Genomic DNA, 26334 nt, shown 5'->3' with positions numbered 1-26334 from the left:
CGCGCCCGCGACGTCAGCCACAACGCCGCCCTCCGCCAGGTCGGCAACCGCCTGGTCGGCATCCTGCACGGCTGCCTGAAAACCCACGCCCCCTACGACCAAGCGACCGCCTGGTCACACCGAGAACCGAACCTCGCCGCTTGACATCCAACGTCCAGGGATGTCTGACCCCATCGCCAACGGGCTGTGCGCTACGCGGCGCTATCGCGGGGAATGGCCTATTCTGTGCGATACCAGCGGTGGTGACCAGGGATGACAGTGCTTCTCGTCACCGGTGTCGCCGACACGTTCTGTGCGATAGGGATCGAGGGGTGCTCATGGGCACGGTGCACCGGCTCAGTACCGCCGGGCGGGTCACGCTCGATGAGGCGGTGGCGGCGTTCCTGGACGAGTTCTCCCGGCCGGATCAGGCGGCGACCCGCCGGACCTACGCCGATGTGCTGCGCCACCTGCCGCCGTCATCGGACGGCACCGTCGGTGCCTTCGATGCCCCGGATGCGGCCGAGCGGCTGCGGATGTGGTTCCGCGGCCGGTGGGGGCAGGCGGCGCCGGCGACGTGGAACCGCAACCTCGCGGCGCTGCGGTCGGCAGTGGCGTTCTGGCGGGTGCGGGGCTGGCTGACCGAAGATCCGACCGCCGCGCTGGCACGCGCGCCAGCGCGCGAAAACCGTGCCCGCGCCCGTGGCCGGGCCACGATCGACAAGCTGCTCGCCCGCGACGACATCAGCCTAAGGGAGAAGACTTTCTGGGCGCTGGCCTACGAATCCGCCGCCCGCGCGGCCGAGCTGCTGTTGATCGACGTCGACGACCTCGATCTGGCCAAGCGGCGCGCGGTGGTGCGCCGCAAGGGCGGAGCGGCCGAGGTGATCACCTGGCAGACCCGCACCGCACGGTTGTTGCACCGCCACGTCAGCACCCGCACGCGCGGGCCGGTTTTTTGCACCATCCGGGCCGCCCGCGTGCCGGTCGCCGACGCCGACCGCGACCCAGACACCGGACGGGCCCGGTTGTCGTATCGGCGCGCGGCCGAGCTGTTCAAACACGCCTCCGGCGGGTGGACGCTGCACGACCTGCGGCATTCCGCGCTGACCCACGCCGCCGAGGACGGGATGCCCACCCCAATGCTGATGACCAAGTCCGGGCACACCTCGATCCGCAGCCTTTCGCGTTATGCCCAGCCGTCGGTCAACGCGCTGGCACGCTGGCACGCCGAACGGGACCCGGCCGCACGCAAAGCCCGACCACACTGAAGTGCACCGTCCCGCGCGAGCACAAGAAACCGGTGACTGCCGGTGTTTTCCGATGATGGCCATGCTGAAGGGGCCTCCTGATGCAACAACAGCCCGACACCGGCACCAGCACCGAAGACCGACACCCGGGGATCGCGCGGTTGCAGTCCGAGACCGGGGCACGACTCGGGATCTTGGCTGCGGGGCTGCGGGAGTACGCGATCCTCGTGCTCGATGCGTCCGGTCACGTGCAGCGGTGGGATCAGGCGGCCGAACACATCCTGGGCTATCGCGGCGAGGACATCATCGGCGAGCACCTCTCCGTGTTCTCTCCGCCCGAGCAGGCCGCTGCCGGGCGCCCGGACTGGCAGTTGGCTCAGGCCACCGGGTTCGGCAGCCATGTCGACGAGGGCTGGTACCGGCGCCGGGACGGCACCCACTTTTGGGCCCACGTGGTAACCACCGCACAACGCACCGCCGACGGCGCCCCGGCGGGATTCCTCCAGGTCCTGCGGGATGAGACCGAAGCCGGTGCCCGCCAGCAGCGATCCAGCCGCAGGTTCAGCGACCTGTTCGACCTCACCCCGACCGGGATCGCGCTGTTCAGCGAAAACGGGCATGTGCTCGATGCCAACGAGGCGCTGTCACGCCTGTTGGGCTACCGGATACAGGACTTGAACGGTATGCCCGCCATGAGCCTGTTGCACCCACACGACCGGGACGCGAGCCTCATCGCCGACGAAGCAGCGAGTGCACGACTGAACCAGCCGCGGATCCGCCAGCGGGTGTTGCTTTCCTCAGAGGGACATTCGGTGCCCTGCGAGGTGCTCAGCACCTCCTCGGTGGCCGACGACGGAAGCCGGTTCTGGCTGGTGGTGTTCCAGGACATCTCCGAGTGGCAACGCCAGACCGAGGCGCTGCGGCACCAGGCCACCCACGACGAGCTGACCGGGCTACTCAACCGCGCGGGGCTGAACGAACTTCTCGGCACCGTGCTGCACGGCGGCGCCGAGCGGGTCGCCGTGCTCTTCTGCGATTTGGACAACTTCAAGCGCGTCAACGACGCGCTCGGCCACGAGGCCGGTGATGAACTACTCACCGCCGTGGCGCGGCGCCTGACCGGCGGGTTGCCGCCCGGGTGCACCCCGGCGCGCCTGTCCGGCGACGAATACTTGATCATCTGCTCGGACGTCGAGGCCCTCGGCGGTCTGAAGCCCTTCACCACGTGGGTGGCCGAGCTGCTGCGCACGAGCGTGCCGCTGCGCGGGCAGCTGGTCGCCCTCTCGGCCTCGGTCGGGGCGGCGATGCTCGACGCCGACACCGCCGGGACGGATCTGCTGCGCTACGCCGACACGGCCATGTTTCACGCCAAGAGCAAGGGCCCCGGACGCATCTCGCTGGCCAGCAGCACCCTGATCGGCTCGATGGAACAGCAGCTGGGTCTGGAGGGCCAGCTCCGCGAGGCCCTCGACAACGACTCGCTGACCCTGCATTATCAGCCGATCCTGGACCGCGACGGTGCCGTGGTCATGGCCGAGGCGCTGGTGCGCTGGCCACACCCCGACCGCGGGCTGCTCTCGCCCGCGGTCATCCTGCCCGTGGCCGAACAGGGAAACCTGCTGCGCGCATTGGACCAGTGGGTCCTGCACACCGCCCTGCGAGAGGCCAACGCCTGGCCCGCCCCGAACGGCTCTGCCGTGCACGTCGCGGTCAATCTGGTCGAACTGCTGCCCCACGACCCGGAATTCGTCGACGAGATCACCACAGCCATCACCGAGACCGGTATCGAACCGCACCGCGTGGTCCTGGAGATGGTCGAAACCTCCCTGGTCGAGCTGCCCGCACGACCCCACGAAGCCATGGTCGAACTTGCCGAACGCGGCGTGCGTTTTGCCCTGGACGATTTCGGCACCGGCTACTCCTCGCTGGCCCGCCTCAAAGACCTACCCACCCAGATCCTCAAACTGGACCGCCAGTTCGTCACCGGCGTGGAAACCGACCCCGCCGACGTCGCGATCGCCCAAGCCATGATCGGCATGGGCCACGCCATGGGACGCAGCTGCGTGGCCGAAGGCGTCGAAACCACCGGCCAATACCACGCGCTCGAGACCCTCGGCATCGACCTCTATCAAGGCTGGCTCTTCTCGCACGCGCTCCCGGCCCCGGACTTCCGCGCCTACCTCAACCCCCAACAGGCATAACAGCCCCAAGCCATCCGGATCGATCAGATGGGCAGACCCCCTTGGTGCCGGATACCCACTGATCCTTGCGATAACGGTCATAACCGAGGCGCGACCAGTCCCCCTCACCTGCTTCTCGCCATTGCCGACGTGCTTCCCCGACAACAATCCCTGCCATTTCTCTGACCGCATCGCCCGCCGATGTTCTCTCGTAGCGCCCCGCCTGCCTCGATCGCGGGTGTCTCCCATGACGGCCCAGCTTGTGATGTCGCCGATGCTGTCAGGACCGCACGGCCTGTCATCGGTCGGACTTCCTGTGGAGGTCATCCCCTAATCGCGCGGCCACTGAAGGAAGTCGATCGAGCCTGGGGCACGCGCCGACCAGGCAGCGGAGAACCGGAAGCGGCCGCACACCAAGCACGGTGGGCGGGCCGCATCCGTCACTCCGGGCACTTCCTTACCTTGGTCGGGTCGACTGGGGCCAGCCGTAGGGTCCCCGCAGCCCAGGGCGACCGGGTATGGCTGAGGCACTTCTGCCGCTGATAGCCGCAGGCGTATGGCCGCCCGGCACTCCTCGACGGCTCAGCTGCTGATGGCGATGCAGAAACAAGATCGCTGTGTAAGGAAGCGTCGGCGAGATCGTCTGCTGGGAGCCATGTACCAACTCATGTGGAGGTGACCGTGACGGAGGTCTGGACCGGGATCGATGGCAGGGAAGGCCCATCACCACTGCGTCGTACCCGCGCCAGTGTTGAGATCGACAGCGCAGCTCATGCCGTCAACCATGATCAGCGGCTGCTCCACATTACCGGCCGTGTGGTGCACCGTGCGTCCGCGATGCATCGAGGCGACGGGCAGGACGGATGCGCGCGATGCCGCGGTGTCGACCAGGCCCACATGCGCCGCGATCCCCGGCCCCGTGCGTGAACACGATGAGATCACCCTTGACCTGCAAACACTCACAGCCCGCCGGGCCGATGTGGCCGCCGACCGAGCACGGACAATCAACCGTTACGAGTCAGCTACTCGAATACTTCCCGACACTCGAACAAGCCTTTGATCTCAGCAGGGCACCGGGAATCCAGGTCGCCGTCGTCGTACGGCTGCGATTAGCGGAGCCGACGGCGGCCCGCGCACTCCTGACCAAGTACGCGGGCCGCTTTTCGCATGGCAGCTCGGGTTGCTGGGGGTTCAAGCCGGGCCGCCACGTTCGACACGGGGAGGGGGTTCCGCGACGAACACAAATCGTAAACCACTGTATAGATGAATGATCTTCACGCTGAATAGTTCCAAGGAGTTACGGAACGCGTTCGGTGCTCCCGTGGCCGGTGAGCCAAGTCGCCTCTTCCCCCCGGGGCCCTAATACTCGCGATCCTAACGTTTCCGCTAAGGCCGAGCGGCCTCACTTGATTTCTGCGTAGTGCCGCACCTACGCTGTGATGCGTCGCGCCGCCTCGGCGAGCCGACTTTCGATTGGGCATCGGGCGAGCCACGGAATTTGTGTTTCCCCGCGTGGCGCGAGCGGGGTTTCCTGACGTTCTCGCAAAGCGACGCATGCGTGCACTAAATTCGTAAGACCGCCAACAGCCATCGACAGGACAAAGCAAGAGTGAAACCCAGGTTGTTTCGTCACGTTCTTCTCGCGTTCACGCTTGCAGGTGCGTTCGCGACCCTCGCGGCCCCTTCGCAGACCGCAGCCGCAACAGGTGATCACGAGCAGTACCAAAAGCCCAGCACGCTCCGGCTTTCGGTCAGCAGTGGGGTTTCCGCCACCCGTGGCGCGGTGTTGAAGTGCCACCCCATGGGCGGATCCCACAAACGTGGCGCTGAAGCGTGCACCCAACTCGACGCGGCAGGTGGACACTTCGAGGCGAATGCACAGAATTCCGGCGCCGCTTGCACTCTGCAGTACGAGCCGGTGACCGCCACTGCCGTGGGCCAGTGGAACGGACGCTCGGTCAACTTCGAGCAGACATTCTCAAACTCCTGCGTCCTCGCTGCACACACCGGCGTGATATTCGATATCTGACCTGATTTGCAGGGTGAAACGGCGGTCGCTCCCGGCCTATTCGTGGGCGACCGCCCTCGGTCGCCACGACTAATGCGGATACTTTTAGAGAACAGGGATTGCGTGACGAAGCACAATCGCAGGGCGGATCTTCGCGGACAACTCCGACGGCTGCTCCGATCCGCTGAGACCGACGAGGATCACGCTATCGCCAAGCTCCACCAGCTCATCGATCGGTATGGTTGCAGCGAGGCCCGCAAGGTACTCGTCACGATAGAGCGCATCTGTGAACCAACGCCTCCAGAAGCCGTAATCGGCCATCGAGCACCGCAAGGACGAGTCAACCGGCAGTCGCGGTGTCTCAGCTTGCTACGGGACAAGCAAGGAAAGGCCGAGCATCCCGCACTCTGACCGCAGTCCCACAGCCCGCTTTCGGGCTGCATGAGTTGTTCCATTGCAGGTCGCTGCCGGTCGAGCACGGCCGCCCCCAGAAGTCGGGTCGTGAGCTCGGCGCACTGGTGACGCCCTTCGGCCCATCCGGGCGTTGCTGCCACGACACGCGGGGGCGGGACGCTAGGCGGAAGCGTGTTCGCGTCGACGTTGCCGGTCCAGAACTCGCCGAGAGCCCACTCCGGGAACTCCGAGACACGCGCAGCCACCAGCATGCGTCGTCGGCGGCACCGAAGACTCCGGCCGACTCTTCCACAACGTGCTGGCTGCAGCAGACGAACAACCCAACGAAGCCAGTTGGGACGAACTCTCCCTGCGGACCCTCCGAGCCGGCTGGGCAGCCAACCGCATCATTCCCCGGACGGGACCACCATGTGCACAAGAACGGCGACCCCCGCGCTCCTCTCCTATTCGAAAGCGCCCGCGAGGAAAATCAATTCGGCGCCACCTGGCGCTGTTCCGAGATGTGCCCCTGGGCCGCGGCGCCGCTCAAAGACACAGAGGGTTCGGCGTGCCCACGTGCGTTCAACTGCAAACGCCTCCACGTTGACCTGACTCGGACCATCCGGCGCATCCGGGGAGCCCAAAGACCTATGCACAACCCGTTACTGCAGTTAACACTGTCAGTAGGCAAGTGAACACTGTCAGTAGGCAAGTGACGCGAGGGGGACCAATGCCGAACATCATCGGGCGGTGGCAGGCGGGGTACACGGACTGGCTCGCGATCCCGCTCTACGAGATCATCCTCGAACAGAGTCCGCCGAAGTGGCTGCTGACCTACCGGGTCTGCGGAGAGCGGCACGCGCTGATCGGGTGCGACACCGAAGAGCAAGCACGCCGCGAACTGGCCTGGTTGAAGACACGGTGTCCGATGACGGCCGAAGAGTGGATCGAGACGATGCCGCACAGTCACGACTCGTCGCAGTCACCGGTGGCCAAACGCCAGTTGAAAGCAGGGTGACGGCCGCGCGGGCCGCCCGGTCGCCGGTGATGTTCGCGCTCCTCCCGTTGATCCGCCACACCCAATTCTTCAACGCCTGAACGCCGGGCTGCGAGTTCGTCAGCGGCTACGTTGCGGCGGGCGGCGGGCCCGGTCCGGTGGCGGTCTCTGCGTGCTCAGCGAGGTGTGCAAGCGCATTGCCGAGTTCAGTCAGCTGTTCGGGTTCGGCCAGCTCGCGAGCCTTGTCCAGAGGCAGATCCTCCATAGCCTTGCAGCGGATGCTGATGCGGTCCTGTCCCGGCTGGCCGTCAATGTCAGTGCGGGTCAGACGCAGGATGATGCTGCCCACATTGATCGGCGGCCCCACGTGGATGGCCCACTCAGGCCCCGTATGGACGAACAGGCGTTCCTCCAGGTCCGTGTCCTGACACCAGTGCGGGTGTTCGATCTTGTCGCCCATCGTGATCCCTCTGTACTGCTCAGGGGCATGATGAGGACAGTATGCGTCCGCAGTGCTCCGACAGACGACCACGAACCCGCGCCGCTTACCGCGGTCGTGACGGCACTGCTCGCACGGACCGATGCTGTTAGGGGTACAGCGACATGTTCGACGGCGACATGTCGGATCCGGTGGGACAACGGCCTCAATTTCCGCACCCGGTCCTTGAGCACCGTCATGCCCCGCTGCCAGCGATGCGTTCCGCGATCACTGGCACCGGCATCGTTGGCCACTCGCCAGCAACGCACGAATCTGCGGCTCGACGGCATCCACGGCCGAGCCTTTCGCCGACCGCCGATACCGAGGCGGCCCGTCGGAAGCCAACGCTCGCCGCACCGTGTTCCGCCCGACCCCAAGCCGGCGCGCGATCGCCCGAATCGGCATCTCCTCACACCGATGCAGACGCCGGATCTCTGCCCAGTCCTCCACGCTGATCACTCCCCATGTGTCAGGGAGTGGGTCCATTTTCGCCCGCCCACACAGGGGCAGGATTCAGGATCTGTTCCACTTGTGATGATCTTGGGGAGTTGCGGTATAGCAAGGTCTCGTGATCTTGAGTGACGCGGTCGATGATGTGTTGGGGGTGTTGTTTCCGCACTTCACTGCGGTTCGTGCGGTGCGGGTGGCCGCAACGGCTGGCTCGTTGCGGTTCGAGGTGACGGCATGCTCGACCTCGGCGGAATGCCCTGGGGTTTCGGTACCGGTCCGATCGTGTGCACAGCCGTTACGGGCGCACCCTCGCGGACCGGGGCATCGGCGAGCGAGAAGCCGTCGTGCGAGTTCGCGTGCGGCGCTTTCGCTGCGACAACGATCAATCTCTACAAAGAATATTCTCTGAGCAGATCGGCGGTGTGGCCGAGCGATACCAACGCCGCACAACGTCGCTGCGCACGATGCTGACAGATCTGGCCTTCGCACTGGGCGGACGTCCAGGTGCCCGCATGACCAGCAGGCTTCATGTCGAAGTCTCACACCTCACGTTGCTGCGGTTGCTGCGTGCGTTACCCGCACACGATCCGCGCGAGTTGACCGAGGTAGGAGTGGATGACTTCACCCTGCGTCGGGGCCACCACTACGGCACTGCCCTGGTAGACATGGTCACCCGCCGCCCGATCGACCTGCTGCCCGACCGCAGCGGCACCAGCGGTGGGAAGCCGGTATCGCCAATGCCACTAACCTGCGCGCCGAGATCCGAACTCCCCGCCGCGGCCAGCAGAGCAGCGGCCGCGGGTCGTTTCCACCAGGACGACCGTGGTCGAGCGCTTATCGCGACCGTGGCGGTTCTAACGACTCCGGGTCGATGCGCGCGTACAGCTCGTTGAGAAGCTGATGCAGCGTCTTCTCGGCCGCGCCTTCCACGTCCTACTCGCCCAGCGCAAGGACATGCCCCCCGTGCTCGATACACGGTCTCGATGGAGGCGTAGCAGAGGTTCGCGATTTTGCTGTTCGTGGTCATCTGAGCTCCCCCACTTCCACCGTGTCCGCATCTGATCGCTTGACCAGTCGCCGAGCGATCTGCTTGGACCGAACGCCTGTGAACCGTACGAAGCTTTCCGGTGGCCATGCTCTCCCTATCGGTCGGGAGAGCGAACGCCCCAAGAACAAGGGCAGCAACGCTGTGCAGGTAGTCATGCCCGTGACTGCACAAGCGCTCCCCGTTCGGGGGTCCGTCACGAAGGGCATACGGCAAGCGGTCGCCGCCCAGGAGCGATACCACAGTCCGAGATCCCAACGAAATGGTGACGCTGCGGAAGGACAACCGAATGGGGATTAGCACGGGCCACACGATTCCGCGCCGGTGCCCGACCTGCGGGCACCGCTTTTGCATCTGCCCCAACCCCGCGCCCGCCCGGGGCCGTTGGGAAGTGGACTGCGTTTTCCAACACTTCACCGGACCAGCAAGGCGCGGTTCCGGTAACCGCGTCCACGCGGCGTTTAGAACTGGAAGACGATGTGGCGGCCTGCGGAGATGCTCGAGGTGACCCAGCCGCTACTGCGGTCGCTGGAAGAGGCTGGCGTCATCGATCCGCAGCGTTCGGCCGGAGCGCACTGGCGTTGTTCACGCCGTCAGTTGCGGCGGGCCCGGCGCGCCCGCGTCCAAATAGACTAAGGCACGCCGTGGCCGCGGCGTGCCGGATCCACATGACGAAGTTTCCCGGGCGCTGCCAGGTGGGAGGCCACGGCCTGCTCGCCTGGCGGTGGTGCTGCTACCCCTGCCGATGGTTCGCGATTTTCCCTAAGAAGGCAGTATTCCTGCGCGCAGCGGCCGATGCCCTTACCAGGCGTGCGGCCACCTGGCATCACGTCACCGGCTACGACCGAGCTGACGCCCTTGCGGGCTTGATGGATGTCCCGGGGCTGGCTGCAGGCGACGGGGTACCGCCGAGCGAGCACGAAGCGGCAGCAGCCGCCGAAAGGTTGCGCCCGCGGCCAGCGTGGACTTGCACCGGGCGGGGTGGAACCGCTCCTACCGGCAGGGCGCCTCGCGCAACGTCGATGACCCGGGAGGCGGATGCGAGGATGCTTCAGGATCTCCACGATCGGGTGGTCTAGCGACCCGACGGGTGTCGCGGCGGTGGACGGTTGTCTAATGTCTGGCCCCGCCGGGGCAGGGCTTAGACTTGGCTCGGCAGTCGTGTGATGTCGAGCTGAGGAGATATCCTCACCTATGCACCCTCACAGCCCCTCCGTTGGCCTGGTCGACGAGTTAGAGCGACTGTTGCGTCTGGCCGGTACCGACGAGTACGCCGCCATGGCAGCGTTTGATCGGTTGAGCGCCCTGTTCCCGTGCGACGAGATCGCTGCGGCGCTGACCGTGGTGACTGCTGAGTACTTCGGTACGGGAGTCATCGATGCGTCAGCTGGCGATGCGAACCCTGGCCTAGTCCATGTCCGTGACGGAGGCCTCGCGCAGAGCGGCACATATTGGATCGAGTCAGCGAGCAGATGACCACCTCAAGTGCGGGACGGATACGTTCCGGGGAGTGGCAGTGATCGCGCCGGCCCCGATCCGGCGCGATCACGCATGAGGCGTAGGCCATCCCACTGCCCTGCGACACCGCACGTCCCGGAGCTTGGCGAGGCGGTGTCCGCCACCGCCAGACCTTACCTTCCGTGCTCATAGAGCTACACAATGCATCCGTTGTGTCTGACCGCGCCCTCTGTCGCAGTGGACCGCCCGGTTTTGCGGTGCGCAATGGATTTCGAGTGTTCGACCGTGTCCAATGGGGGCAGTTCAGCGGCTTGATCCACGATCCTGCGGGTGATGAGGCGCGTTCGATTACTACCGATCGAGCCATCGAGGGCTGGGACGCGTTCCCGCAGACCCCGCCAGATCCGCCCTCCCCGCCACCTCTGGAGATCCGGCTTCCACCCGATCGCCCAATCGAAAGGGCTCGACCACGGCAGACCAGAAGGACTCGCGTGGCGATCCCGGTACCGAGAAACAACTTCGCGACGTCAACCGCCGACATGTTCTAGTCGAAGATGAAGCCCTGGGCGTCGTACACCGGCACACCGAATGGGATCCGATTCTCGCCGCCCTGTCCTGTAGCGCTCTGCCCGCAGCCTCGGGCAAGGCAGTCCAAATAGGGCTGATCGGCCTGCTGGTGCTCGTTCTCAAGAACTACCTCGGCCGCAAGACCGCCCAACCACCGAAGTGGCTGGGCGAACTGCTGTCCGCCACGCCCGTTGCCGGCTTGAAGACCGGCCTTCCGGTCATCCTCGCCATGCCCTCGGACATCCTCAGCATGCTGACCGTCGGTGCGAACCTCGAACACCACAAAGCAGGCTTCGGCGCCGCACTGCCGTTCATCTTCTTCGTCTGGGCACGAGCCATGCGGCTCGGCGCCCCGATGCCACACTCCCGAACACAGCTCTGGACATGGGTATCGCCCCGGGGGACGACGCGCCTCCGCGTCGCATGACAGCGTTTGCGATCACTTTTGGTCGGATGCGGGTTCCCAGTCCGCGACGAGATCCAGTAGGCCAGGAAAGCGCGCGTTGAGGTCCTCGGTGCGCACGTGGCTGCGCCGTTCCAGGCCGTACTGGCGTTGCCGCAGGACGCCCGCCTCTCGCAGCGCCCTGAAATGGTGGGTCAGCGACGACTTCGGCCGGTCCAGCCCGAACCAGCCACACGGATGGTCATAGGCCTCGCGCTCCAGGAGCAGCTTACGCACGATCGTCAGTCGCAGCGGATCGCTCAACGCTCCCAGTACAACCTCCAGCCGCAGCTCCTCGCGCGCTGGCTCGGGCAGCGGCGGCGGCAGCTCGGCCGGCGGAACATCCGGTTCGGTCACCATCGAAGTGCGCATGCCCACATTCAACCACTCCAGTACGGCCTGAGTCGAACTAATGCTATGTTCGATTCCATTCGCACTAGTTCGACTTGTTTCGTACTGGAGGATTCATGGTCGCCGTTTCCGACGCCGCGCCACCCCGCGTCGGCAGCCCCTGGCTCGCCGCGTGGCCGGTTACCGCGGTGTTCGTGCTCTCGAACGCCCCCACCCCGCTATACGTGCTGTGGCAGCACCGGCTGGGCTTCTCCGCCGGCACGCTCACGGTGGTCTTCGCCACCTACATCGCCGGACTGCTCGCCGCGCTGCTGGTGGCGGGCCGCGCTTCGGACCGTCTGGGCCGCAAACCGGTTGTGCTGCCAGGGATTCTGCTCGCGCTGATCGCGTGCGCACTGTTCGCCACCGCCACGTCTGTGCTCGCGCTATCGATAGCCCGACTGCTGGCCGGGATCGCGGTCGGCATCACTGTGTCGGCAGGAATGGCGGCCGTTGTCGATGTCGGTGGACCCGCACGCGCCCGCACCGCCACGCTCGCCGCGTCCACCGCGATGGTCTTCGGCGCCGGGCTCGGCCCGCTACTAGCCGGAGTGCTGTCGGAAGCCCTGCCCGGACCCACGGTGACAATCTTCGTGTTCTCCTCAGCACTGCTGCTCAGTGCGGCCATCGTGGTGGCTCGCCTGCCGCTCCGGCTTCCGGCTGAACCCGGCGCAGGTGGCTGGGTGCGCGTACCTGCCGTGCCCCGAGCGCAGCGCAAGCACGCCGCGCTGGGCATCGCGGTCTTCGCCCCGGGTATCACCTCAACCTCGTTCGTACTCTCCCTCGGTCCAGCCCTGCTGGCCAGCGTGCTCGGTACCAGCAACCGCGTGCTCGCCGGGGCAACCGCGTTCGTGATGTTCGGGGCAGCCACCGCGGTTCAGTTCGCGGCAAGGCGGCTCGGCATCCGCGCCATCCTGCTCACCGGTTCGGCCGCGGCGCTTGCCTGCATGGCCGCACTGCTCGTCGCCGTGCACGCACGCTGGATCCCGGCAATCGTCGTCACCGCCGTACTCGCCGGGGCTGCCCAAGGCCTGGGTCAGCTCGGCGGACTCACCATGATCAGCACACACGTACCCGAACGGCGGCGCGCCGAGGCCAACGCACTAATCAACTTCGGCGGCTATATCCCGGCCGCGCTGTTGCCCGTCGGCACCGGCTACCTCAGCGACGCCCTCGGAATCACTACTGGATCAACCATCTTCGCTGCCATCCTGACTCTCGCATCGCTCGCGGCCGGCGGACTCGTCTGGCGTTACACACGGACGAGCTGAGCGCAACGTCGTCACACAGCCACTGCCGCACCAAAGTGCGCCCATCGTGAATCCCCACAAAAAGGTCACAGGGCAAGGACATCGCAGTGAGACAACCGGAAATCCCGCAGGTCAACGAAGGTTGATATGTCACGGAGTATGAGACCTCACAACGACCTCAACCACCTCAACCGGAGCGAGCTGCTTGACCGCCTCGAAGCAAATCAGGAGTACTGGGCACGCAAAGAAGAGGCCGGGTTCTCCGACGCCAACCGAAACACCCCGGGAGAAGTTCAGCCGGGTCCTTCGTGCGGGTGCTCGACGCGATCGTGGATCGCTCCGATGCCGGCCACTGGGGCGTGCACGAGCTCGCCGCCTTCATGGACGAGAGCCGCAGCAACGTCAACCGTGTGTTGAACGTTGGTGGGCCGACGTCTCGCGGTGAGCGGCCCTGCGGGGGCGCGCTACGCGGTCGGACTCCGGCTGCGGGTCCTCGCGGGAGCCTACGTGGCTGCCACTCTCGCCACGGTGTTATTCCCGGCGAAAACCCGATCATGGGGCTGGCCAGCCGACCACGCGCTCTCCAGTTGACAGGCGGAGATCAGTTTTGTCTGCGCGTGGTGAGATGCGCGAGGGCGGTGAGTTCCGCGGCCTTGGCGCCCGGCCGGGCCTTATCCAGGTCGTTCAATGCCTCGGTCAGCAAGTCGTTGGCACGCTGGTGGGTCTCCGCGCGGCCTCCGGCGGCGTCGATGAGGTCGGCAACCGTGCGCAGATCCGCGGTGGAGAGCTCTCGCTGCCCCAGGTACAGGTCAGCCAGCTGTGCTCCGGCAGGCGTACCGGAACACAGCGCCGCGACGACGGGAAGTGTCTTCTTGCGGCCGTCGAGGTCTGAATGGACTGGCTTGCCGGTGACCGTGGAGTCTCCCCAGATGCCCAGCAGATCGTCGACGTATTGGAAGGCGAGTCCGAGGTTCTCACCGAAAGCGCGCATGTGCTCGATCTGCTCAGGGCGGGCCCCGCCGAAGAGGGCTCCGAGGCCGCAGGCGCAGCCGAGCAAGGCCGCGGTCTTATCGTGCGCCATCCGCTGGTACTGGGAGATGTCGACGTGGTCGCGTTGTTCAAAAGCCATGTCCGTGAGCTGGCCGTGGATGAGCTCCTGGACGGCCGTGTTGAGCACGCGAGTGCCGTCGAGAGCGGCCGGGTGTCCGCTTTCGACGAGCACGCTGGAAGCCAAGCCCAGAAGCGCGTCCCCGGCCAGGATCGCCGCGCTGACGCCGAACACCCGCCACGCGGTCGGGCGGTGACGCCGAGTGGCGTCGTTGTCCATGACATCGTCGTGTAGCAGGGAGAAGTTGTGCACGAGCTCCACGGCGACGGCCGCCGGAACGGCCGCCTCAGCGGAGCCGCCGGCGGCTTCGGCGGAAAGGAGAACCAGAGCAGGGCGCAACGCCTTGCCAGCGGACGACTCGGTGGGCCGACCGAGTTCGTCCCACCAACCGAAGTGATACCCGGCGATGTGCCGCATGTCCTCGGGCAGTGTGTCAACGGCGGCGCGCAAGGCCGGGTCGACCCTGCTGCGACTGGCGGCCAGCGCGGCGTGGGCCGCTTCTTCGTCGGGTGTCACTTCGGTGGCGGTCATGACGATCTCCTCGCTCAGCGGCCGATTTCGACGTTTTCCAGGACGCCGAGCGCGTCCGGAGTGAGCACGGCCGCCGAATAGTAGGCGCTGACCAGGTAAGACGTGATCGCCTTGTCGGACAGCCCCATGAATCGCACGTTCAAGCTCGGTTCGTACTCGTCGGGGATGCCGGTCTGGTGCAGCCCGACCACACCTTGGTCGTCCTCACCGGTGCGCAGCACCAAGATCGAGGTGGACCCGGTCGCACTGATCGGAATCTTGTTGCACGGCAGCAGCGGCACCCCACGCCAGCCGGTGACGCGCGTGCCGCGCACCTCGATGCTGTCCGGATACACACCCAGCCGCGAGCACTCGCGGCCGAACGCCGCGATGGCGCGTGGGTGGGCGAGGAAGAACTCGGACTTGCGACGCCGCGCGAGCAGTTCGTCGAGGTCGGCGGGCGTGGGCGGCCCGCTGGGGGCTTGGATGCGCTGGCGCAGGTCGGCGTTGTGCAGAAGACCGAATTCCCGGTTGTTGATCAGTTCGTTCTCCTGCTCCTCCCGCAGCTCCTCGATGGTCAGCCGAAGCTGCTGCTCGACCTGATCCATCGGCTCGTTGTAGAGATCGGCGACGCGGGTGTGCACCCGCAGCACGGTCTGGGCAACGCTAAGCTCGTACTCCCGCGGGTTGAGGTCGTAGTCGGCGAACGTGCTGGGCAGATCGACCTCGCCGACGTGCCCGGCAGCGAGGTCGATGGCGGCTTCGCCGTGCTTGTTCTGGGCCGGTGTCTCCTGGGTGCTGAGGCGTTCCAGGTGAGCGCGCAGCCCCGGAGATTGATCGGCGACCTGCTGGAACGCCTGGCGCGGCAACGACAGCACGATGCAGGGAGTGATGGCCTTGGCCGTGACCGGCCAGGTGTGGCCGTCCCCGGTCAGCGCCTGCTCACCGAGGTAGTGGCCATCGGCGAGCGTGTCGAGGACCGGCTGGTCGCCGTACTCGCCGGTTCCCAGCGTGTTCACCTTGCCGTGCGCGATGAGCAGCAGCTCATCGGCCGACTGGCCTGCGGCGGCCAGCACGTCACCGGTTTGGTGTTCGCGGCGGGTGAACCGGTCGGCCAGGGCGGTCAGCACCGCGTCGTCGTCGAAGTCGCGCAACAAGGCCAGCTCGCGGAGCTCGGGTGGCACCACCCGGATGTCGTCGCCGGTGTTGGTGCACGTCACCCGGCCGTCGCCGAGTGCGTAGGTCAGCCTGCGGTTGACCCGGTACGAGCCCGCCGAGGTTTCCACCCACGGCAACATGTGCAGCAGCCACCGCGGGCTGATGCTTTGCATCTGGGGCGGGGTCTTGGTGGTGGTGGCCAGGTTGCGTGCTGCGGACGTGCTCAGGCTCAACGGCCCAGTATCCCGCTGCGGTTCGGTCATCAGAAGCTACCAATCACGTTGTTGTGCTAGAAAAGCATCGAGATCACTGAGGCGGGCCCTGGGGTGCCCGCAGCGGCAGCCGTGCGGCGGAGGTCCCCAGCCCGGTGGGGCCGGACAGCCGCCGCCGCACCGGCAGGTTGCGGCCAGCGGCGGAGCCGGGAGTGATCGCCGAGCGGTTTCGCCGGAGCTCGGTCTCGGTGTAGCGCACGCACTTGCGGTGCCATTCGAGGATGCCCGACATCCAGTCCTTGAGTTCAGCGCACTGACGCGCCAGCGCGCTGCTCGCCGCCTCGTCGAGCGCGAACTCCTCGAACAGCACAGGGAGTTCGTCGGTGACGAGTCGGTCGAACTGACGGATCCGCTCCCCCATCAGGTCGGCCACGATGTCTCGTGCCGTGATCCGGTCCACGCCCAGGAAGTTCTCCACGACCAGCACGATGTTGTGGACTTCACCCTCGAACTCGATCTCCTTCTGGTAGGAGAACAAGTCGTTGGTGAAGCAGGCGTAGTCCTGCGCGGCCGATTCCAGCTCTTGAACGATCCGCGTCCGGTAGACCTCCGGCGGGACCACTCCGGCATGCGCGAGCCGGGACAGGCTCATCGTCATGTCCGAACCGAACGTCTTGCGACGCATCTCGATGTAGTCGATGGGATCTGGAATGCGGTGGTGTGCTTGGTTGGCCAGTTCCCACAGCCAGCTGGAGGTCATGTCCTCCACCGCCGTGCGGAACTGCCGACGGGAGTCGACGCTCATCGAGCCCGCAGTGCGCCGCCACAGGTCGGCCAGTCCCCGCTCGATCGGATTCGTGGGTTCCGGTACCGCGCCGAGCTCCAGCGGCATGAACAGCGACAGCCGGTCATTGCAGACCTTGGCCGCCGCAAGGTTGCGGGTCGCACCGAACACCACCGGGAAGTAGTCATCTCCGTAGGTGCCCCACGCCAGCCAGTCCGAGGACACCTCGAGCTGCTCCAGCGTGGCATCGGCGTGAATCATCGCGGCGCAGTGCGGGAAGTCGAACCCGACGAAGCGGCGCTCGTCCCACACCCCGCCGCGCTCCACCCCCGGCACGGAATCGAACATGCCCATCTGACGCGCCCAATCGACGGCGTGCTCGCGCGCAGCGTCCAGGTGCGGACTCATCCGCACCGGGTAGGGCATGTACAACTCCGGCAACGGCAGGTGCCCCACCGGCGTGAAGGGCACGTGTGAGTGCTGCTTGCCGCGCCTGCGCAACCCCGGAAGCGCTCGGGAGAACACCAGCCTCGCGGTCTCGGTCCCGAGACCGGTCGGGCCGCCAAGCACAGCCGGCGGCGCAGTGTCCACGCCGTCGTTCATGTAGCGACTCGAGCGCATGTGCCACTCGTGCCCGCCCGACTGCCAGTCCTGCAGTCCCTTGACGTAGGCCAGTACCGCGGCCCGCTCGTCGGGACCGAGACCATACTCCTCGCACAGCGGAGGCACCTCGGTCAGCGCGGTGTTCTCGAACTGCTCCAGCCTCGAGGTCAGCAGCTCGTTGACGGCCTCAGCCGCCTGCTGCGGACTGCACTCGAGGAACCGCTCCACCACCAGAACGCCATTGTTGACCTCGCCCTCCTCCTCGGTCTCCCGCTGGTAGGAGAAGATGTCGTTGCGAAGGTGCACGGCATCGGCGAAGGTGTCCTTGAGCACCCGCATCGGCCGCGTCGCCGCGGTTCGTGCCGGAACCTCTACCCGTGCGGCGAGTTCGACGAGGTCGGCCGACCACGGAGCACCACCGACCCGACGCCGCATCTCGACGTAGTCGATCGGATTCGGCACCCGATCCTGGGTGATGTTGGTCAGCTCCCACACACAATCCTCGAGCAGGTTGCGCGTGCTCTCGGCGAAGCGTGCCAACCAGTCTGCGGACGTGATCGGCGCGCTGCGCGCCCACAGGTCCGCCAACCCCCACTCCACGGGGTTCGTCGCAACGGGCTGCTCCTCGGCCCGCTGCACGGGCATGAAAGCGGCGAGTCCGGCGAGGTACTCGCGCGCTCCGGCTAGGTCGCCGGTGCGCTTGTAGTGCTCCAGGAAGTGGTCGTCAAAGTAGAAGACCCAGACGTACCAGTCAGTCACCAGGGCGAGTTCACGCGCAGTAGCGTCTGGGTGCGTGTACGCGCACAGCAGGGCGTAATCGTGCGCGTCGAACTCCTTCTCACTCCAGGTGAAATGCCCTGGTCGATCCTGCGCGGACTCCAGCATGCCCATCTGCTGCGCCCACGCCTTGGAATGCTGCCGAGCCGACTCCAGATGCGGGTTCAGCCGCGCCGGCCACGGCACGTAGAACTCGGGAAGTTCGAAAGGCTGCAACGCCGATCAGCCTTCCCGGCCCAGTTCCACGTGCTCCAGCACACCGAGCGCATCGGGCACCAGCACCGCAGCGGAGAAGTAGGTGCTGACCAAGTAGGAGATGATCGCCTTTTCGCTGATTCCCATGAACCGCACCGATAGCCCCGGCTCGTACTCGTCCGGGATCCCGGTCTGGTGCAGGCCCACCACGCCCTGGTTCTGCTCACCGGTGCGCATGAGCATGATCGAGGTCGTGCGCGTCGCGCTCACCGGAATCTTGTTGCACGGGAAGATCGGCACACCCCGCCACGCCGGCACCTGGTGACCGCCCACGTCCACGCTCTGCGGGTACAAGCCGCGACGGCTGCACTCCCGTCCGAACGCAGCAATGGCACGCGGATGAGCCAGGAAGAAGCCCGGATCCTTCCACACCGTCGCCAGCAGCTCGTCCATGTCATCCGGAGTCGGAGCACCATCGCGGGTGTGAATGCGCTGACGCAGATCAGCGTTGTTCAACAAGCCGAACTCACGGTTGTTGACCAGTTCGTGCTCCTGGCGTTCCCGCAACTCCTCAATGGTCAGCCGCAACTGCTGCTCGACCTGATCCATCGGCTCGTTGTAGAGATCCGCCACCCGCGAGTGCACCCGCAGCACGGTCTGGGCCACGCTCAGCTCGTACTCGCGCGGCTGGATCTCGTAGTCGACGAACGTTCCCGGGATGTCCGGTTCCCCGGTGTGCCCGGAAGCGACATCGATGGCGGCCTCACCATCCGGATTGTGCGCCCGCTGCGGTTCGGAACGCACTCGTTCCACTTGCGCCCGCAACGATTCCGAACGATCGGCGATCTCCTGGAACGCCTGCCGCGACAACGTCAGCACTGTGCACGGGGTCACCGCCTTCAAGGTGTACTCCCAGGCGCTCTGATCCCCGGTGAGCACCTGAGCGCCGAAGAACTCGCCGTCAGCGTGAACACCGAGGCTGGTCTGCTCGCCATACTCGCCCGCGCCGAGCTGGTTCACCTTGCCGTGCGCGATGACGACGACCCGCTCAGCCGCCTGGCCCGACTCGACGATCACATTGCCCGGGTCGTACCTGCGTTGCTCGAACCGACCCGCCAAGGCGTCAAGCACATCGGTGTCATCGAAGTCCCTTAACAGCGGCAGCTCACACAACTCCGCCGGGACCACCCGAACATCAGCACCAGTGTTAGTGCAGGTTACGCGGCCATCGCCGAGCGCGTAGCTCAGGCGACGGTTCACCCGGTACGCACCACCGCGGGCCTGCACCCACGGCAACAGCCGAACAAGCCACCGCGACGTGATGCCCTGCATCTGCGGCGGAGTCTTCGTCGTCGTCGACAGGTTACGCGCCGCAGCGGTCCCCAGACTCAGCTGAGCCTGCCCCTCACCGCTGCCATTGAAGTTCGACGCCTCCGTATCGGGCACACCGCACCGCCAATCCACATCGTCAAGACATGTTCGCCACAACCAGACGTCGGACCATTCGTTTGCCCCAACCAGCGGTCATTGACGCTTCAGTTACCTGATCTTGGTAGCCCCTTCGGGCGTAGTCGAGCACCCGAAAGAATGATCACAAACGACTTGTCTCCACACGCTATGTAGTCGTCACAGTCGACGTGCCAGACCGTGGCCTGGTGGGACAGCAACGGACCCGCGCAACAGGCAGCAACACCAAGGACAAGCCCGAGGCACCCAAGGCCCGCACAACGAAACGCAGCACCAGCAGCCGTTCCAGGTCTGCCGATGCTGCGTCGTCAGACAGAGAACGCCCGCCCTGCCGCACCCGAGTCATACCCGAGGGTCAGCGCCTTGAAGTTGTCAGCAGCGGCCCCGCCCATATAGGCGTACATCTCCGCGTCGCCGTAATTCTGCCGGAGCTCGCTGGTCTGTTGACTTGTGCTTCATGGCGAACGGTGTGCGTGAGCCGACGATCGATCCGACGAATCGCACCCTTTCGCCATCCGCCACGTCCGCCCCGATCCGCCGCACCGGTAAGCAGTTCTTCTCCCGCAAGGTCGTTCTGGTGACCTGCCTGATGATCTGCTCGGTGTGCGTGGGACTCACCGGAATGGCCACTGGCACGGTCAGCGCCGTCGCGCTCATGACCGTCGCCGTCGGGTTCCTCATGCTGGCCGCCCCGGCGTACTGGACCCTCATCCAGGACGCCGCCCCTAAGGAATACGTGGGCAGCGCGGGCGGATTGATGCACGGACTGGCCAACATCTCCGGCATCGTCGGCCCGACCATCACCGGCGTCATCGTCGCCGCCAGCACCTACGCAGGAGCCTTCGTCCTCGCCGGCGGGCTCGGCGTGATCGGTGCCGTGGTGATCTGGGCAGGCGTCCGTCAGCACCACTACCGCTGATTCCCCTCACGCGATTCACCGGAAACCGAACACGAGCAGAAAGGTCGCCATGTCCGGCCGTGCCACAGTCACCGAGATCGAGACCTTCCCCTTGGAGTTCGTCCTGCCGGACGGGGGTTACGGCGCCTCGAAGGTCATCAACGCCGCACGAGTCGCCACCATCGTGAAGGTCACCACCTCCGATGGTGTGGCCGGCTGGGGCGAATCGTTCGGCCCACCGCGCCTCACCGCACCGTTCCTCGCCGAACAGGCCGGGGACTTGCTCGGACGCCCCGCCGACATCCGCGAGGACCACATCCTCGACCGAGTCTCGGTCGGCTATCACCTGTCCGGATCAGGACTGCACATCGCCGCCGCCAGCGGCATCGACATCGCACTCTGGGACGCCCAGGCCCGCACCTTCGGCGTTCCCGTCGCCCAGCTGCTCGGCGGCCGCCTCCGCGACCGCGTCGACGCCTACGCCTCCTCGGGCTACGTCACCGCCACCCGCGACCTCGGCGAGTTCCGGGAACGGATGGCCGCCCACGCCGACGAAGGCTTCACCGCCGCGAAGATCAAGATCGGCATCTCCCCCGCCGAAGACCGGGCACGCACCGCCATCACCCGCGAACTCATGGGCGACGACGGCCTGGTCATCGTCGACTACAACTCCAACAACACCCGAGCCAGCCTCCAACGATCACTCGCCCGCATCCGCGACCTCGACCCGCACTGGGTGGAAGAGCCGCTTCCACCAGACGACGCCGAAGGATGGCGGTCACTGCGCGACCTGGGGCTGCCGCTGTCCGGCGGTGAAGCGCTCTACACGCGATTCGGCTTCCGCGACCCCATCGCAGAGCAGCGCTTCGACATCGTGCAACCCGACGTGGCCAAATGCGGTGGATTCACCGAAGCCCAAGCCATCCGCCAGCTCGCAGCCACCTGGAACCTGCAGCTGTCCCCCCACTGCTGGGGCACCGGCGTCGCACAAGCCGCCACCCTGCAACTGCTCTCGGCAGTGCCACGAGCCCCGTTCGGCATGGCCGGCGGCACTCCGCTCCTCTTCGAATTCGACCGCGGTTTCAACCCACTGCGCGAGCGAACGCTCGCCACACCGATCAAACCTGAGAACGGAACGGTCGCGATCCCAGACGGCCCCGGACTCGGCGTGACCATCGACGAGAACTGGCTGCGCGCCAACCGCCTCGAGCAGCACAGCGTCCTCGCGCAGTAGCGAAACCCAATTTCTACCGAAGGCTGATCGCTCACTTCCGAAACCAGTGTGCGGGCGGCGTTTAAAACCGAGAGGCAGGAAATCGCCACCGCCCTGGCCACCCTCACCGGCGAACCCCGCCCACTCGCCACCAACAACTGACATTCACAGCCCGAACCGACTCCAGCGGGCACGCTGGAAAACCGGAACCAGCCCTCCGGCGTGCCCGTCATTTACAAACCCCTAGTTAGACTCCTTCACGTACGTCAGGAGCACGGCGCTCGGCCGCGCCTGCGTGATCACCAGCGCGGATCACCTCCACGTCTGTGGAGAGCAAGCCGGCGGCTGCACGCCGCCGACCTCGTCGACAGAGCATTGCTCAGTTTTGGTACGCGCCGATCACCAAGCTGCGGTTCAGAACCACGGCCAGGGCTAAAGACCCTTGTACTACTGAACGGTAGCGGTCACCGTGTCTAGGCCACGCAGACCTCTGAATGAAGTCTTGCGTCGGTCTGGCACGGCGTCGGGGCCTTGCCGGAATCGGGGGAGGGTGCGGGTGGCCGTCGGGGGGCCGCCCGCACCCGACACTTGTGCAGCGGAGGCGTCCCCGCACCGCAGCAGGTGCGGAGCACTTCGCTACGCTGTTCCGCTCCCGATCCAGCTGACCCAGGTCTCCGAGGATCTCGGCGGCCTGCCACCGACGACGTGGATCCCGCCTCTGCTCAACGGCTACTTGCCGGGACGCAGGGAACCGGACAACATGCCCTGGCTGATCCAAAACACCGAAGCCAAGCCGCGCCGATTTCAGAGCGGCTATCCCTAGCCTGTGCCGATGGCGCCGGCGTACTCGCCGTCGCCGAGCCTGCCCGAGCGAAGCCGTTCGCCCTCGGCCACGCCAAGCTCGTGGCCTCGATCGCGGGCGGTGTGTAGAGAAGCCTCCCGGACAGTTTCCGCCTCACCCTCGGTGAGCAAGGCTGCCAGCAAGACGTCGACGATCAGGTCGTCCCGACGGGGTGAGATGGTGATGCGGATCTTGATGCCCACCGGTTCACGACCCTGAAGCGTACGTGGATGCCTTCTTGGCCGCGCTTCGCACGGCACGGGACGGCGTGCCGTTATTGGACTGCTGATCGGGTCTGCGGTCATTGGCGGCATGATCGACGCCATTCCCTTCGTGGCCACCACGATTCCGATCGTCGAGGAACTCGTGGCCACCGTGCCCGACCCGGAGGTCAGCCAGACCCTGTGGTGGTCACTCCCCGCGGAGCCGACCTCGGTGGTAACTCCACCGCGATCGGCGCCCAGCGCAAACGTCGTGGCCATCGGCTGCGCAGCCCGCAACGGCTATCCGATCAGCTTCTGGCAATTCACAAAGTACGGCGTCATCGTCACCGCAGTGACCATCGCATTGTCCACCCGCTACGTCTGGCAGCGATACTTCGCGCTCTAGCAGCGGGGCGCGGTGCGCGTCCTGCCGACGCGAGCTCAGTTCGTGGTGGTCGAAGTCAGTTCAACGCTGGACTCCGGGGTGTGCACCTGTGCCGCGAACCTCTTCCAGGTACAGCTCGATCGACGTCGCATCGTGGCTGAGGTAGCCGATCGAGAGGTCGCGGCCGAGCACCAGGTCGCAGTCGCCGCCGCGGGTCGATGTCAGCAAGCCGCCTTCCAGGGCCGTCGTCCACAGCACGTCTCCACCGGTGACGTGGGCCAGCTGCTCGATTGCCGGGCGCCTCCGACGATCGTGCCGCTGACCGTCGTGAACCCGCCGGGGTTGAGCAGCAAGGCGCAGGGGCCGCCGACTGCCCAGGAGCGAAGCGCGGTTCGGGCCTTCGCCACATCCTCAGGTATCTCCGTGACTTCGGTGGGCGCGACGGGGCGTGCGACGAGGCTTCGCGAAGCTCCTTCGCTCCGGCAGCTCGCGTCGCGTCGAGGAGGGCGCTGTCCTCAGCCTTCGCGATGTGCTGCGCGGTGGCGACTGCCGGAGACCAGTCCGCATCAGCCGCGCCGCGTTCCACTGAGTCGATAGCCTCGCGCGAGACGCGAAACGGTACCCGAATCTCGACGACAGGTTGGGATTCGCGGATCCGCGTCTGCACCCAGGTCGACGTGGTGTCTGCGCCCCAGGAAAGGTCCTGTACCCACGGCGCCTAGCGTCAGGCCTTTGGGTTCTGACACGTCCACCACGCGGCGAGCACCTTCGTAGAGCGCGAACGCGGCGCGCACCTGATCCCCCAGGTCTTTCCACGCCGACTCGGAGATCGGTGCGAGCTCGCGGTGGAGATTGTTCATCACGGTGTTTCCGCCAGACTGCCGATCCTCAGCGACGCGTCGTCGTGATCGTCCTCGTCCGCACGGGATCGTGTCGGTGGAGGTGGCGGCCGAAACCGCGCCAGCCGCACGGGCCTGACACCAACCGCCTACCCACCTTCAAAGCTTGATCGGCTCAGGGGACGTAAGTCCGCCACTGTCATCAATGTCCTGGCCAGCAACTCGCGTTGTTGGTCGAGAGGTTGCATGCGGGGAGCCTGATCACACTTCTTGCTTCCGTAATTGGTCAGCGGCCGTCGTCGAATCGCAGGGTTCCTATGACCACGTCGTGCGCCACGTCGCTGAGCCGCCGGTCACACACGAATGCATGCGCCCGTAGGCACGTCAGTGCCGTCTCGATCTCCACCTGCATTTGGGCCGAAATGACTCCGATCGCTTGGTGGAGTTTCACCCAGCACTGGAGGCGACCCTGTAGCCGGTCGATCTCCTGCTGTGGTGCCTCTTGTGCGATGACGCCCAGCACCGCCCAGGTGGCAATGTCCGCAGTGCGCCGTGCGTTGGCCACGTCCTGGACCGCGAGGTGTTCCAGCGTGGCGCTGTGGAAGCACAGCGTCCCGAGGCTGGCCCCGTCGGTGTTTAGGGGGAGGGCGTGCAGTGTTCGTGCCAGCTCGCCGCCGACCGCGTGGCCGAACAGGGGCCAGTGGTGCTCGCCTAACTCAGCGAGGTCCAGAACATGTACGGGTCGTCCGGATTCGTGCGCATCCAGGTCCGGTCCCTCTCCGAGCTCGAATTGCAGCTCGGTGATGCGACGGGCCGCTTCGTTGGTGGCGCAGACGGGTTCCTGACGATGGGAATCGGTCATGGTCGTGATGGACGCGCCGTCGAAAGGCAACGCATCCACCGCAACCTGACACACCTGCAGCGGGGCATCGTGCTCTCCGGCCGCCACGATCGCAGCGAAAGCGTCGGCCAACGGCAGTGGGGTAACCCTGCCACTGCTCTGGCTCCGAATGATCATCGGCTTCTTGTCATCTCCTCGCCGCTGGTCGAGCGAGAACCGCACCAGCGGGCACAGGCCCGAAACGAGGAGCCTGGATCACACCCGCCGCCACCAGGTTAGTAAATCCCACCAGGCACGTCGACCACGTCAAACACGCACGCACGCCCGCCTACAACAGAGGGACTCGTGTTCGACCGAGTATTGGTTTCATTTTTCACTGAACTAATTACCCTCACAGTTGTTCCGCACAGGTTCCGTCAGCCGCTCGCTCACCTCCTGGCGGCGTGCGGAGTCGGCCCCTCCTCGCCGCGATGAGGAGCTGCGCCGCAGCACCCTGCGGCCCTACCTCAACGCCAGCATGCCCGTCGGGTCAGTTCACCATCTCGACGAGTGCCGCTGAGACGTGGCCGGATGTGTGTCGTAACGCGATTGCGGGTAGGCCAGCACGGAGACGGCCCGCGCGACCTTTTCCGATACGGGCGGCGGCAAATCTGCTTCGCGTGCCGGTCAACGGGGCGCAGGGAATCCCGACTCGGTACCGAATGAACTCGATTGCATAGGCGCCGCGCCGCAACATTCGGAGCGACCAATGGCAGCGCCGGCGGTTGAAATCGGAACACTCTTTCGAGTTGTCCCGCCGGCAAGAGAGTCGATTCCCCAGCACAGATAGGCATGGATGTGCAGGCAAGAACAGGGAGCGGTCACCATGGCCAGGCAACAGCCGGAATCACGGAGTCAGCATACCGAGAGCACCGAATCGAGCTGGACGACCACCTCTGGCCGAAGCGCCAGCGGACGTTGCACTGCGAGGAGCAGCGTCTTCCCGTCCGGCGAGAGGGCAAGCCCTTCGAAGCCCCTGTTGGACTTGCGGTCCAACAGGACACCCGGCAGCGCTTCTTCGACCGTGTAGTCCGTGCTGGACAGGCCGAGGCCTTCCGGGACGTAGCGGGCGAGGACCCGGCAGGTTGCCTGCGAGTTCGGTGGTGGCCAGCACGGTTGTGGTCAACGCGGCGAACAGGGAAGCGGTGCGTGTCACCGAGGCATCAGGAGGCGAACGCGTGGTGAACTGCGGCGCAACGGAATTCGCGACGTTCGCGACCGTATCGTGCGGTGCGGCGGTAACATCGGCGAAGGGGTGTGGGCGGGTGCTCGGCGAAGGCCGCGGGAGCGCAACGGGTGGTGGGGGCGGGGCGCCCGGCGCCCCCACCCCCAGGGCGGCCGGGCCGCCCACCGCGCCCGCCGCCCCCACCTCGG

General features: G+C 66.1%; 23 protein-coding genes and 2 pseudogenes. 10 read left to right on the top strand and 15 right to left on the bottom strand.

The genetic code is table 11. The annotated features are described in order from the left end of the window. Positions 1-317 precede the first annotated feature (317 nt). Positions 318-1250: a tyrosine-type recombinase/integrase gene (locus R4I43_RS22325; RefSeq protein WP_324267629.1), complete on the top strand. Its 933-nt coding sequence runs from the start codon at positions 318-320 to the stop codon at positions 1248-1250. Between the two features lie 140 nt (positions 1251-1390). Then, a complete protein-coding gene (locus R4I43_RS22320) occupies positions 1391-3430 on the top strand; it encodes a putative bifunctional diguanylate cyclase/phosphodiesterase (RefSeq protein ID WP_324267628.1) in 2040 nt (679 codons plus the stop codon). Positions 3431-4132: 702 nt separating this feature from the next. Here the strand turns inward: R4I43_RS22320 and R4I43_RS22315 are convergent. Then, positions 4133-4306: a hypothetical protein gene (locus tag R4I43_RS22315; RefSeq protein WP_324267627.1), complete on the bottom strand. Its 174-nt coding sequence runs from the start codon at positions 4304-4306 to the stop codon at positions 4133-4135. A gap of 712 nt (positions 4307-5018) precedes the next feature. Between R4I43_RS22315 and R4I43_RS22310 the strand changes: the two genes are divergently transcribed. After that, a complete protein-coding gene (locus R4I43_RS22310; protein ID WP_324267626.1) occupies positions 5019-5438 on the top strand; it encodes an SSI family serine proteinase inhibitor in 420 nt (139 codons plus the stop codon). An 84-nt stretch (positions 5439-5522) separates the two neighbouring features. Here R4I43_RS22310 and R4I43_RS22305 read toward each other — a convergent pair whose 3' ends face one another. After that, on the bottom strand, positions 5523-5738 hold the full coding sequence (locus R4I43_RS22305) for a hypothetical protein (protein ID WP_324267625.1): 216 nt from the start codon (positions 5736-5738) through the stop codon (positions 5523-5525). An 802-nt stretch (positions 5739-6540) separates the two neighbouring features. Here R4I43_RS22305 and R4I43_RS22300 point away from each other — a divergent pair. Beyond that, the gene (locus R4I43_RS22300) at positions 6541-6828 is read left to right on the top strand and encodes a hypothetical protein (protein WP_324267624.1); all 288 of its coding nucleotides are present in this window, start codon (positions 6541-6543) and stop codon (positions 6826-6828) included. Positions 6829-6934: 106 nt separating this feature from the next. Here the strand turns inward: R4I43_RS22300 and R4I43_RS22295 are convergent, their stop codons facing one another. Together R4I43_RS22295 and R4I43_RS22290 are read right to left on the bottom strand one after the other, a co-directional pair. After that, on the bottom strand, positions 6935-7267 hold the full coding sequence (locus tag R4I43_RS22295) for a hypothetical protein (RefSeq protein ID WP_324267633.1): 333 nt from the start codon (positions 7265-7267) through the stop codon (positions 6935-6937). Between the two features lie 179 nt (positions 7268-7446). Next, positions 7447-7744 (bottom strand): annotated as a pseudogene (locus tag R4I43_RS22290) (helix-turn-helix domain-containing protein); the annotation flags it as partial. A gap of 335 nt (positions 7745-8079) precedes the next feature. On the opposite strand from R4I43_RS22290, the gene R4I43_RS22285 reads away from it, so the two are divergent. Beyond that, the gene (locus R4I43_RS22285; protein WP_324267623.1) at positions 8080-8628 is read left to right on the top strand and encodes a hypothetical protein; all 549 of its coding nucleotides are present in this window, start codon (positions 8080-8082) and stop codon (positions 8626-8628) included. Between the two features lie 2286 nt (positions 8629-10914). Beyond that, positions 10915-11232: a sulfite exporter TauE/SafE family protein gene (locus R4I43_RS22280; protein WP_324267622.1), complete on the top strand. Its 318-nt coding sequence runs from the start codon at positions 10915-10917 to the stop codon at positions 11230-11232. Positions 11233-11244: 12 nt separating this feature from the next. Here the strand turns inward: R4I43_RS22280 and R4I43_RS22275 are convergent, their stop codons facing one another. Further along, entirely contained in the window at positions 11245-11619 is a 375-nt protein-coding gene (locus R4I43_RS22275; RefSeq protein WP_324267621.1) for an ArsR/SmtB family transcription factor, read from the bottom strand. A gap of 95 nt (positions 11620-11714) precedes the next feature. Here R4I43_RS22275 and R4I43_RS22270 point away from each other — a divergent pair, with 95 nt between their 5' ends. Further along, positions 11715-12908, top strand: a complete 1194-nt coding sequence (locus tag R4I43_RS22270) for an MFS transporter (RefSeq protein WP_324267620.1) — start codon at positions 11715-11717, stop codon at positions 12906-12908. A gap of 580 nt (positions 12909-13488) precedes the next feature. Here R4I43_RS22270 and R4I43_RS22265 read toward each other — a convergent pair. The 4 genes from R4I43_RS22265 to R4I43_RS22250 are packed head-to-tail and all read right to left on the bottom strand — an operon-like array spanning position 13489 to position 19680. Beyond that, positions 13489-14526, bottom strand: coding sequence for a family 2 encapsulin nanocompartment cargo protein polyprenyl transferase (locus R4I43_RS22265; RefSeq protein WP_324267619.1), 1038 nt, complete (start codon positions 14524-14526; stop codon positions 13489-13491). Between the two features lie 14 nt (positions 14527-14540). After that, positions 14541-15926, bottom strand: coding sequence for a family 2B encapsulin nanocompartment shell protein (locus R4I43_RS22260; protein ID WP_324267618.1), 1386 nt, complete (start codon positions 15924-15926; stop codon positions 14541-14543). Positions 15927-15969: 43 nt separating this feature from the next. Then, positions 15970-18255 carry a family 2 encapsulin nanocompartment cargo protein terpene cyclase gene (locus R4I43_RS22255; RefSeq protein WP_324267617.1) on the bottom strand — a complete coding sequence of 762 codons (2286 nt, stop codon included), beginning with the start codon at positions 18253-18255 and terminating at the stop codon, positions 15970-15972. A gap of 6 nt (positions 18256-18261) precedes the next feature. Continuing rightward, positions 18262-19680, bottom strand: coding sequence for a family 2B encapsulin nanocompartment shell protein (locus R4I43_RS22250; RefSeq protein ID WP_324267616.1), 1419 nt, complete (start codon positions 19678-19680; stop codon positions 18262-18264). 478 nt (positions 19681-20158) lie between these two features. On the opposite strand from R4I43_RS22250, the gene R4I43_RS22245 reads away from it, so the two are divergent. Both R4I43_RS22245 and R4I43_RS22240 read left to right on the top strand, forming a co-directional pair. Next, a complete protein-coding gene (locus tag R4I43_RS22245) occupies positions 20159-20620 on the top strand; it encodes an MFS transporter (RefSeq protein WP_324267615.1) in 462 nt (153 codons plus the stop codon). Between the two features lie 49 nt (positions 20621-20669). Next, on the top strand, positions 20670-21833 hold the full coding sequence (locus R4I43_RS22240; protein ID WP_324267614.1) for a mandelate racemase/muconate lactonizing enzyme family protein: 1164 nt from the start codon (positions 20670-20672) through the stop codon (positions 21831-21833). A gap of 798 nt (positions 21834-22631) precedes the next feature. Here R4I43_RS22240 and R4I43_RS22235 read toward each other — a convergent pair. After that, a complete protein-coding gene (locus R4I43_RS22235) occupies positions 22632-22856 on the bottom strand; it encodes a hypothetical protein (protein WP_324267613.1) in 225 nt (74 codons plus the stop codon). A 109-nt stretch (positions 22857-22965) separates the two neighbouring features. Here R4I43_RS22235 and R4I43_RS22230 point away from each other — a divergent pair, with 109 nt between their 5' ends. Next, entirely contained in the window at positions 22966-23262 is a 297-nt protein-coding gene (locus tag R4I43_RS22230; protein ID WP_324267612.1) for a transporter permease, read from the top strand. 60 nt (positions 23263-23322) lie between these two features. On the opposite strand, the gene R4I43_RS22225 is transcribed toward R4I43_RS22230, so the two are convergent. From R4I43_RS22225 to R4I43_RS34385, 5 genes and pseudogenes are all read right to left on the bottom strand, one after another. Continuing rightward, complete coding sequence (locus R4I43_RS22225) at positions 23323-23619, bottom strand: encapsulin (RefSeq protein WP_324267632.1); 297 nt, start codon at positions 23617-23619, stop codon at positions 23323-23325. Positions 23620-23689: 70 nt separating this feature from the next. After that, positions 23690-23908: pseudogene (locus tag R4I43_RS34395) on the bottom strand (encapsulin); the annotation flags it as partial. After that, entirely contained in the window at positions 23808-24101 is a 294-nt protein-coding gene (locus R4I43_RS34390) for an encapsulin (RefSeq protein WP_407691293.1), read from the bottom strand. The gene R4I43_RS34390 and the pseudogene R4I43_RS34395, both read right to left, overlap by 101 nt. A 265-nt stretch (positions 24102-24366) precedes the next feature. After that, the gene (locus R4I43_RS22220; protein WP_324267611.1) at positions 24367-25053 is read right to left on the bottom strand and encodes a GAF and ANTAR domain-containing protein; all 687 of its coding nucleotides are present in this window, start codon (positions 25051-25053) and stop codon (positions 24367-24369) included. A gap of 762 nt (positions 25054-25815) precedes the next feature. Continuing rightward, positions 25816-25956, bottom strand: a complete 141-nt coding sequence (locus R4I43_RS34385; RefSeq protein WP_407691290.1) for an esterase-like activity of phytase family protein — start codon at positions 25954-25956, stop codon at positions 25816-25818. Between the last annotated feature and the right edge of the window lie 378 nt (positions 25957-26334).

The organism is Saccharopolyspora mangrovi (assembly GCF_035320975.1).
Lineage (GTDB): Bacteria > Actinomycetota > Actinomycetes > Mycobacteriales > Pseudonocardiaceae > Saccharopolyspora > Saccharopolyspora mangrovi.
The sequence above is the reverse complement of the archived record's forward strand: the minus strand, read 5'-3'. Positions and strand labels throughout refer to the sequence as shown.